Source organism: Actinoplanes sp. NPDC051633 (assembly GCF_040681735.1).
In the GTDB taxonomy this organism is placed as follows: Bacteria; Actinomycetota; Actinomycetes; order Mycobacteriales; family Micromonosporaceae; genus Actinoplanes.
In genome coordinates this window covers 1-8,593 of record NZ_JBFAZH010000215.1, presented here as the reverse complement: position 1 = coordinate 8,593, position 8,593 = coordinate 1, and the positions used below count along the sequence as shown (strand labels likewise).

Genomic DNA, 8,593 nt, shown 5'->3' with positions numbered 1-8,593 from the left:
GGTTCCTGCAGATGTGCGCGCAGGACAACATGCGGGTGGCCAACCCGACCACCCCGGCGAACTACTTCCACCTGCTGCGCCGCCAGGCCCTGTCGCCGAAGCGCAAGCCGCTGGTGGTCTTCTCGCCCAAGTCGCTGCTGCGGCACAAGCTGGCGGTGTCGTCGGTGGCCGACTTCACCGGCGGCACGTTCCAGCCGGTGCTCGGCGACGCCGGGGTGAACGGGACCCCGCTGCAGGCCGGTGACGTGCGCCGGGTGCTGCTGTGCTCGGGCAAGGTCTACTACGACCTGTTCCAGGCGCGGGCCGAGCGGGGCATCACGGACACGGCGATCATCCGGATGGAGCAGATCTACCCGCTGCCGGTCGAGGAGCTCAAGGCGGTGCTCAACCAGTACCCGAACGCGGAGGACTTCGCGTGGGTGCAGGAGGAGCCGGCCAACCAGGGCGCGTGGTCGTTCGTCGCGCTGAACCTGCTGGAGCACCTCGAGGGGGTCCGGCTGCGCCGGATCTCGCGTCCGGCCGCGGCCGCCCCGGCCGTCGGGTCGGCCAAGCTGCACGACGCCGAGCAGTCCGCTCTCACCGAGGCCGCCCTGCCTCGGCCGTAAGCGTTGTCGCGTAAGGGCGGGGCTTCGTGCCCCGCCCTTCTGCTTGCGTAGGATCCGGCCATGTACTTCACGGATCGTGGGATCGAGGAGCTGGTCGAGCGGCGCGGCCAGGAGTCCGTTTCACTGGAGTGGGTCGGCGAGCAGCTCCGGACGTTCGTCGACATGAACCCGGAGTTCGAGACCGCCATCGAGCGGTTCGCCACGTGGCTCGCCCGCGACGACGAGGACGATGAGGACTGATCGGCCGGTTCGCCGGGTCGAGCTCTCTGCCCACGCCGAGGCCGACCGCGACGCCTGGTGGGCGAAAATCCCGGCGGTGGCGGCGATCCTTTCGCATGGGCTCAACATCCCGGCCGGCGTCACGTTCCTGGTCGGTGAGAACGGATCCGGGAAGTCCACCCTGATCGAAGCCCTTGCCGAGGCGGTGGGGCTCAATGCCGAAGGCGGCTCACGCGATGCGATGCACGAGACGCGGGCCACGGAGTCCCCGCTCGGCGACGCGCTGAAGGTGATCCGGACACCGGGCAAGCGGGTCAATTCGTACTTCCTGCGGGCCGAGACCATGCACGGCCTCTACACCTATCTCGAAGGCCTCCCGGGTTCCCCGGACCGGGATCTGCACGACCGCAGCCACGGCGAGGGGTTCCTGGAGCTGCTGGAGCGCAAATTCCGCGGGTACGGGTTCTTCCTGATGGACGAGCCGAGGCGCCGCTGTCGTTCTCGTCGACGCTGCGGCTGCTCACCCACCTCGAGTTTCTGCACCGCTCGGGTTCGCAGGTCGTCGTCGCCACGCACTCGCCGCTGCTCACCGCCCTGCCCGGCGCGACGATCCTGGAGCTGGGCGCGCACGGGATCCGGCGGGTCGGGTGGGAGTCGCTGGAGCTCGTCCAGCACTGGCGGGGGTTCCTCGGGCGGCCGGACAGCTATCTCAAGCCGCTGCTGGGCGACTGACCGTGCAACACATCCGGCCCGCCGTGCGTCCTGGGTCGGAGGTGTGAGCCATGGGGGATGATCGGCTCTTCGCGGACTTCGTCCGCAATCGGGGGGCAGCGCTGTACCGGTACGGGTACCTGCTCGCCGGCAACCACCACGACGCCGACGATCTGGTGCAGGACGCGCTGATCAAGCTGCGGGCGCACTGGTCCCGGGTGGTGCGGCAGGACGACCCCATGGGGTACGTGCGCACGACCATGGCCAGGACGCACGTGTCGTCGTGGCGGCGCCGCCGGCGGGAGTTGCCGAGTGCCGCGCTGCCGGACGAGCCGGTCGCCGACCCAGGCCTGGACCGCGCGGAGACCAGCACTCTGGCCGTCCAGGTCTGGGCCGCGCTGGCCGAGCTGCCGAGGCGGCAACGGGCCGTGCTGGTCCTGCGCTACTACGAACACCTCTCCGACGCGGAGATCGCGACCGTCCTCGGCGTGCGCCGCGTGACGGTCCGCAGCCACGCCTTCCGCGGTCTCGAGAAGCTCCGCGCCCACGGAATCGCAGCTCTGGAAGGGGTGACCTCATGACGAACACCGACCTGCACGAGGCGATGCTGACCCTCGCCGAGGGCGCCCCCGGTCCCCCGCCGGATCTTCTGGACCGGGTCGTCGCCGGGCATCGCAGGCGGCGGCGCACGCACGCGGTCGTCGCGGCCTTCGCGGCGGTCATCCTGGTCGGCGCCGGCGTCTGGGTCTGGCGCCCGTCGACCGAGCGCGCCCTGCCCGCCGACGTGTTCAACCTGCCGCCGATCCCGGCGGACCCACCGTCCATCCCGGAGGCGTGGCCGCGTGCGGTGATCAGCGATGGACTGGAAGCGACGCCGGACAACGTCGTGCCGGAATCCCTCGGGCTGATCGACCGCACGCATGTCCTCGTGGCCAGCCGCGCGCCCGGCGGCAAGTCGTGGTCGATGTGGAACTACTCCATCGCCGATCGCACGTACCGGGCTGTGCTGCGGGCGATCCCGGCCGAGGTGACCGCGGACCGCGTCGCCATCACCACCAGCTTCATCGTCCGGCTCGCCGTGGACGGCGGCCGTATCCAGGTCTGGACCAGTGCGCACGACGGCAGGTCCGAGCGGCGGATAGCGACGGTCGGCTTCACTGGCGGCGAGGTCGGCGGCCTCTACGCCAACGACCAGACCGCCTACTTCTCGGCCGGCGGCAGAGTCATGCGCATCCCCCTCAACGGCAGCGAGGCGGATGCGCTGCGTACGGTCGACGCGTTGCGCACCGACGGATCGCCGTGGGCGGCCAACCCGGACCACACCTTCTTCCGGCATTTGGTCACTGGCCAGGAGATCCGCGCGGTCAAGCCGAATGGAACCGACGAGATCCAGTGCCTTCCGGCCTTCTGCATCTCGGCCGTCAAGGGGAAGTGGTTCGTGCAGCGGCCGGACGGCACCGGCCGGACCGCGCTGCCCTACGACGGGCGGCCGAACATGGTTGGCGCGCTGACCGCCCCGCCCGGATCGACGGCCCAGAACAGCGGCCTGATGTTCGTGTCGCCGTCGATCGTCATGGACCCGGTGACCGGGGCGCTCGGCACCCTCCTCGAGAACCCGGACTGCGGGCACGGCGCCAGCTATGGATCGCTGGGAAGCGGCGTGCAGATCTCCTGGCAGGTCGTTGCCGGGCTCTGCACCGGCTCCTCCCACATCGCATACATAGGCGCGGGCGACTGATCGCCGGTAGGTTGAGCGGGTGGCGCGCAGCGTGTACGTCGCCGGGGCAGGCCCCAGGGTCGGCAAGGGGACCATCGCCCTCGGGATCGTCGAGTTGCTGTCGCGGCAGGTCGCCCGGATCGGAGTGTTCCGGCCGGTCGTGGGCGACCCCGGCGATCCGCTGCTCACGCTTCTCTCGACGCGGTACCCGCTGGCCGCGGCGCACGGCGTCACCTACGCCGAGGCGACCGCCCTGGTCGCCGAGGGCAAGCGCGAGGAGCTGATCTCGCGGATCGTCGAGCGCTACCGGGAGGTCGAGCGGGAGTGCGCCACCGTCGTGGTGATCGGCAGCGACTTCGCCGATGCCACCCAGCTCGACCAGGCGCACGACGAGCTGCCGCGCGAGCTCGCCTTCAACGCGCGGCTGGCCACCGAGTTCGGCAGCGTGGTGACGCTCGTGGTGAGCGGTGAGCATCGGACGACCGGGACGCTCGAGTCGGCGGCGCGCAGCGCGTACCACAGCTTCGTGGACCTCGGCGCGACCGTCATCGCGCTGATCGCCAACCGCGTGCCCGAGGGTTTCGAGATCCCCCAGGGGCTGGCCGTGCCGGCCTGGGCGGTGCCGGAGGTGCCGGCCGTGGCCGCACCCACCGTCGCCGAGGTGGCCGCCGCGCTGGAGGCCACCGTCGTGACCGGCGGCGAGGCGGCGCTGGACCGGGACGTGCTCGACTACGTCGTCGGCGGCGCGCACGTGCCCGCCGTGCTCGACCACCTCACCGACGGCGCGCTGGTGATCACCCCCGGCGACCGGGCCGACGTGCTGGTCGCGGTGAGCGCGGCGCACGCGGCCGGCAACGTCACGCTGGCCGGGCTGGTGCTGACCATCGGCGAGCTCCCCGACCCGCGGGCGGTCCGGGTGATCGAGCGGCTGAACACCGGCCTGGCCATGCTGGTCGTGCCGACCGACAGCTACCACACCATCGCCGCCGCGGCCCGGATCGAGGCCCGGCTCACCGCGGACACGCCACGCAAGATCGATGCCGCGCTGGGCGCCTTCGAGAAGCACGTGGACACGGCCGCGCTGGCCGAGCTGCTCGAGGTGTCCCGGTCCAGCCGGGTCACGCCGCTGATGTTCGAGAACGACCTGATCGACCGGGCGCGGGCCGACCGCCGCCGCCTGGTGCTGCCCGAGGGCACCGACGAGCGCATCCTGCGGGCCACCGAGACGCTGCTGCGCCGTGGGGTCGCCGACCTGACGCTGCTCGGCGACCCGGAGGAGATCAACCGGCGGGCGCGTGAGATCGGCGTGCAGATCGACGCCGCCCAGCTGGTCGACCCGGCCTCGTCGAGTTGGCGGGACGAGTTCGCGAAGACCTATGCGGAGCTGCGTAAACACAAGGCCGTGACGCTGGACCTGGCGTACGACGTGGTCCGCGACGTCAACTACTTCGGCACGCTCATGGTCGCCTCGGGACGGGCCGACGGCATGGTGTCCGGCGCCAACCACACCACCGCGGCGACGATCCGGCCCGCCTTCGAGATCATCAAGACCGTGCCGGGCGTCTCGGTGGCGTCTAGTGTGTTCTTCATGCTGCTGGCCGACCGGGTGCTGGTCTACGGCGACTGCGCGGTCAACCCGGACCCGGATGCCGCCCAGCTCGCCGACATCGCCCTGTCCTCCGCGCAGACCGCCGCGGCGTTCGGGATCGAGCCGCGGGTGGCGATGTTGTCCTATTCGACCGGCACCTCCGGCACGGGCGCCGAGGTGGAGAAGGTGGCGGCGGCGACCGCGCTGGTCCGCGAGCGCCGGCCCGACCTGCCGGTGGAGGGCCCGATCCAGTACGACGCGGCGATCGACCCGGCGGTCGCGGCCACCAAGCTTCCCGGCAGCGCGGTCGCCGGGAAGGCCACGGTGTTCGTCTTCCCCGACCTGAACACCGGGAACAACACGTACAAGGCGGTGCAGCGGTCGGCGAACGCGGTGGCGGTCGGCCCGGTCATGCAGGGCCTGCGCCGCCCGGTCAACGACCTGTCCCGCGGCGCGACGGTCAAGGACATCGTCAACACGGTGGCGATCACGGCGATCCAGGCGGCCGCGCGGTGAAGATCCTCGTGCTCAACACCGGGTCGTCGTCGGTGAAGTACCGCCTGTTCGACGACGACGTCGTGGCGGCCAAGGGCCTGGTCGAGAAGATCGGCGAGGACGGGGGCGACGCGCCGGACCACGAGGGGGCCCTCCGCCGGATCATGGACTCGGTGGACGTCGACGGGCTCGGCGCGATCGGCCATCGGGTGGTGCACGGTGGCGCCGATTTCGCGGACGCCACGGTCATCGACGATGCGGTGGTCGCCACCATCGAGCGCCTGGTGCCGCTCGCGCCGCTGCACAACCCGCCCGCGCTGGCCGGCATCCGGGTGGCCCGCAAGCTGCTGCCCGACGTGCCGCAGGTGGCCGTCTTCGACACGGCGTTCCACCAGAGCATCCCGGCCGAGGGTGTGCACTGGGCGATCGACACCGAGCTGGCCGAGCGCTGGCAGATCCGCCGTTACGGCTTCCACGGGACGTCGCACGCGTACGTGTCGCGGCAGACCGCGGCCCTGCTGGGCCGGCCCGTGGAGCAGACCAACGTCATCACGCTGCATCTGGGAAACGGCGCAAGCGCGTGCGCGGTGCGGGCCGGCCGGAGCGTGGCGACCTCGATGGGCATGTCGCCGCAGGGTGGCCTGGTGATGGGTACGCGCAGCGGCGACATCGACCCCACGGTGGTCTTCCACCTGCACCGGGTCGCCGGCATGCCGATCGAGGACATCGAGCGCTCGCTGACCCGCGGGGCCGGCCTGCTCGGCCTGTCCGGCGTGAACGACATGCGCACCCTGCTGCAGCGGCGCGACGACGGCGACGAGCGGGCCGCGCTCGCCTTCGACGTCTACTGCCGGCGCGTGCGCGAGTACGTCGGCGCGTACCTGGCCGTGCTGGGCCGGACGGACGCGATCACCTTCACGGGCGGGGTGGGCGAGAATTCGGCGCCGGTCCGGGAGGCCGTGCTGGCCGGCCTGGCGCCGCTCGGAATCGACCTCGACGAGCAGCGGAACGCGGACCGGGCAAAAGTCATATCAAGGGACGATTCACCCATCACGGCGTGCGTGGTGCCCACCGATGAGGAGCTCGAGATCGCGACCCAGACGAGGGCCGCACTCGGGGGTTAGAGCGCCAGCCAGAGGATTACCGCGACCACGATCACGGCGAGCACGGCACCGCCGATGATCAGGGGCGTCTTCGATGCCGGGGCGGACTCCTCGGGCGTCTCGGTGAAGGCGCGGAACGCCTCGGTGTTCATGCTCGGGTCAGCAGCTTCGTCAGGCATGCGCGACACCATAGCGAAGGCATTCCAGCTCACCTACCACGCGCGATTTCCCTCTTTGGTGGGCGTGTCCGTCATACGGTTTGATCATGGCACGCTTCGCGATCGCGGCGACACTCTGCGCAGTGCTCGTCGTCGTCTCGTGCGGTCAGGACCGGGACCGGGCAGGGAGCCCGGCGCCACCGCCGGCTCCCGGGCCGTCGGCGACCTCGCCCGGACCGGCTCCGACGGGCCGCTTCGCGGTCGGCGTCCGCGAGTTGCGGCTGGCCCGCAGCGCCGACCGGCCACTGCGTACCCTCGTGCTCTTCCCGGCCGTGCCCACCGGCCGCAACCCGCTCCCGCAGCCCGCGCCGGCCATCGTCACCCCGCGCCCGGGCATGACACCGCGGCCCGGCCGCTATCCGCTGGTGCTGTTCAGCCACGGACTGCACGGCTCGCCGGAGCGGTACTCGCCGGCGGTGGCGAGCTGGGCGGCGGCCGGCTTCGTCGTCGCCGTCCCGGCCTACCCGCACACCAACAAGAAGGCCGCTCCCTACATCCGCGCCGACTTCGTCAACCAGCCGGCCGACGCGGAGTACGTGCTGCGCGAGGTGATGAAGCTCGCGAACGCCCCCGGCGATCCGCTCGAAGGCCACATCGATACGACCCGGATCGGGGCGGTCGGGCATTCGGCGGGCGGCTACACGACGATCGGGCTGTTCCGGTCGGGACACAACGCCCGCATCAAGGCCGGTGTGGTGATCGCGGGGTGGCTGGCGCCGGGCGCCTACGGCGGACCGCCCGCCCGGATGCTCTTCGTGCACGCCGACAACGACCGGACGATCCCGATCGCCGACGGGAGAGCCGCCTTCGACCGGGTGCCGTGGGCGGGCAAGAGGTTCGAGCTGCTGCCCGGGGCGGGGCACGCGGCGTACATGCTGCCCGGCGAGCCGGGCTACGCCGAGATGGATCGGCTGGTGACCACCTTCCTGTTGGCCACCCTGGGCGGCGAGCAGCAGGCACCATTGCAGCGTGGTTAGACGTACCCCGCTGCTCCTGATCGTCCTCCTGCTCGCCGCCTGCTCGCCGGCGCCCGAGAAGCAGGCGGCACCGCCGCCGCCTTCCTCGGCGCCATCGCCGGCTGCCGTTTCGCCCAGCGCACCGACCGCGGCGAGCCCGGCGAAGCGGGAGGCGCCGAGGAAGAGCTTGGACATCGCCAAGAAGGAGAGGGACTTCCAGCGCGGTACGGACCGGCCGCTGCCCACCACGGTCTGGTATCCCACCGAGGGCGAGGGACCGTTCCCCCTGATCGTCTTCAGCCACGGCCTGACCTCGGAGCCGAGCGCCTACGCCGCCGTGCTGCGCGCCTGGGCCGAGGCCGGGTTCGTGGTCGCCGCCCCGAAGTTCCCGCACACGCACTACCGGACGAGGGAGTTCGACGCGCTGGACGTGATCAACCAGCCCGCCGACGTCTCCGAGGTGATCACCCGGATGCTGGCCACCGACGCCGACGGCCTGATCGACCCGCGCCGGATCGCCGCGGCCGGGCACTCCGCCGGCGGCATCACCACGATCGGCCTGTTCAGCGGCAACCGCGACGACCGGCTCACGGCGGCCGTGGTCATGTCCGGCCGTCTGGTGCTCAACCTGCCGTTCGCCGGCGACCCGGCGCCGATGCTCTTCGTGCACGGCAAGCTCGACCGGACGGTGCCGTACCGGGACGGTCTCGCCGCGTTCAACGCGGTGCCCTGGCCCAAGGCGATGATGGCGGTCACCGAGGGCGGGCACGTGGCGATCACCAAGGATTTCGAGCCGGTGATCGCCACCACGACGGACTTCCTGCGGTACGCCCTCTACGGCGACGCCGCCGCGAAGAGCCGCCTGAAGAAGGACGCGACCAGCCGGGCCACCCTGATCGACAAGCTGTAGGGCCTAGTTGTAGGGCCCAAGACCGTTGTTGATGCGGGTGATGGGTGGTTGTCCGGCGAGGGCGGTGTGGC

Annotated in this window: 9 protein-coding genes and 1 pseudogene; 9 read left to right on the top strand and 1 reads right to left on the bottom strand. The window is 71.4% G+C overall.

The window, feature by feature from the left end; translation table 11 throughout:
• The 7 genes and pseudogenes from kgd to AB0M20_RS14830 all read left to right on the top strand — a co-directional run.
• A pseudogene (gene kgd, locus AB0M20_RS14860) lies at window positions 1-605 on the top strand (multifunctional oxoglutarate decarboxylase/oxoglutarate dehydrogenase thiamine pyrophosphate-binding subunit/dihydrolipoyllysine-residue succinyltransferase subunit); the annotation flags it as partial.
• Window positions 606-665: 60 nt separating this feature from the next.
• Window positions 666-845, top strand: a complete 180-nt coding sequence (locus AB0M20_RS14855) for a DUF6104 family protein (RefSeq protein ID WP_364298257.1) — start codon at window positions 666-668, stop codon at window positions 843-845.
• Complete coding sequence (locus AB0M20_RS14850) at window positions 835-1,617, top strand: AAA family ATPase (protein ID WP_364298255.1); 783 nt, start codon at window positions 835-837, stop codon at window positions 1,615-1,617. The genes AB0M20_RS14855 and AB0M20_RS14850 overlap by 11 nt, the downstream gene beginning before the upstream one ends.
• Window positions 1,607-2,116, top strand: coding sequence for a SigE family RNA polymerase sigma factor (locus tag AB0M20_RS14845; RefSeq protein ID WP_364298253.1), 510 nt, complete (start codon window positions 1,607-1,609; stop codon window positions 2,114-2,116). The genes AB0M20_RS14850 and AB0M20_RS14845 overlap by 11 nt, the downstream gene beginning before the upstream one ends.
• On the top strand, window positions 2,113-3,273 hold the full coding sequence (locus tag AB0M20_RS14840) for a hypothetical protein (protein WP_364298251.1): 1,161 nt from the start codon (window positions 2,113-2,115) through the stop codon (window positions 3,271-3,273). The genes AB0M20_RS14845 and AB0M20_RS14840 overlap by 4 nt, the downstream gene beginning before the upstream one ends.
• A gap of 19 nt (window positions 3,274-3,292) precedes the next feature.
• Window positions 3,293-5,356, top strand: coding sequence for a phosphate acetyltransferase (gene pta / locus AB0M20_RS14835; protein ID WP_364298249.1), 2,064 nt, complete (start codon window positions 3,293-3,295; stop codon window positions 5,354-5,356).
• The gene (locus AB0M20_RS14830) at window positions 5,353-6,459 is read left to right on the top strand and encodes an acetate kinase (RefSeq protein WP_364298247.1); all 1,107 of its coding nucleotides are present in this window, start codon (window positions 5,353-5,355) and stop codon (window positions 6,457-6,459) included. The genes pta and AB0M20_RS14830 overlap by 4 nt, the downstream gene beginning before the upstream one ends.
• Here the strand turns inward: AB0M20_RS14830 and AB0M20_RS14825 are convergent.
• Window positions 6,456-6,617 (bottom strand): hypothetical protein, encoded by a 162-nt coding sequence (locus AB0M20_RS14825; RefSeq protein ID WP_364298245.1) that lies wholly within the window; start codon window positions 6,615-6,617, stop codon window positions 6,456-6,458. The genes AB0M20_RS14830 and AB0M20_RS14825 overlap by 4 nt on opposite strands.
• An 86-nt stretch (window positions 6,618-6,703) precedes the next feature.
• On the opposite strand from AB0M20_RS14825, the gene AB0M20_RS14820 reads away from it, so the two are divergent.
• Window positions 6,704-7,633: an alpha/beta hydrolase gene (locus AB0M20_RS14820; protein WP_364298243.1), complete on the top strand. Its 930-nt coding sequence runs from the start codon at window positions 6,704-6,706 to the stop codon at window positions 7,631-7,633.
• A complete protein-coding gene (locus tag AB0M20_RS14815; protein ID WP_364298241.1) occupies window positions 7,626-8,522 on the top strand; it encodes a prolyl oligopeptidase family serine peptidase in 897 nt (298 codons plus the stop codon). The genes AB0M20_RS14820 and AB0M20_RS14815 overlap by 8 nt, the downstream gene beginning before the upstream one ends.
• Window positions 8,523-8,593: the final 71 nt, after the last annotated feature.

Bases quoted from the DNA above. Each gene is read 5' to 3' on its own strand.
- AB0M20_RS14855 (WP_364298257.1), top strand. From the start codon at position 666: ATGTACTTCACGGATCGTGGGATCGAGGAGCTGGTCGAGCGGCGCGGC.
- AB0M20_RS14850 (WP_364298255.1), top strand. From the start codon at position 835: ATGAGGACTGATCGGCCGGTTCGCCGGGTCGAGCTCTCTGCCCACGCC.
- AB0M20_RS14845 (WP_364298253.1), top strand. From the start codon at position 1,607: ATGGGGGATGATCGGCTCTTCGCGGACTTCGTCCGCAATCGGGGGGCA.
- AB0M20_RS14840 (WP_364298251.1), top strand. From the start codon at position 2,113: ATGACGAACACCGACCTGCACGAGGCGATGCTGACCCTCGCCGAGGGC.
- AB0M20_RS14825 (WP_364298245.1), bottom strand. From the start codon at position 6,617: ATGCCTGACGAAGCTGCTGACCCGAGCATGAACACCGAGGCGTTCCGC.
- AB0M20_RS14820 (WP_364298243.1), top strand. From the start codon at position 6,704: ATGGCACGCTTCGCGATCGCGGCGACACTCTGCGCAGTGCTCGTCGTC.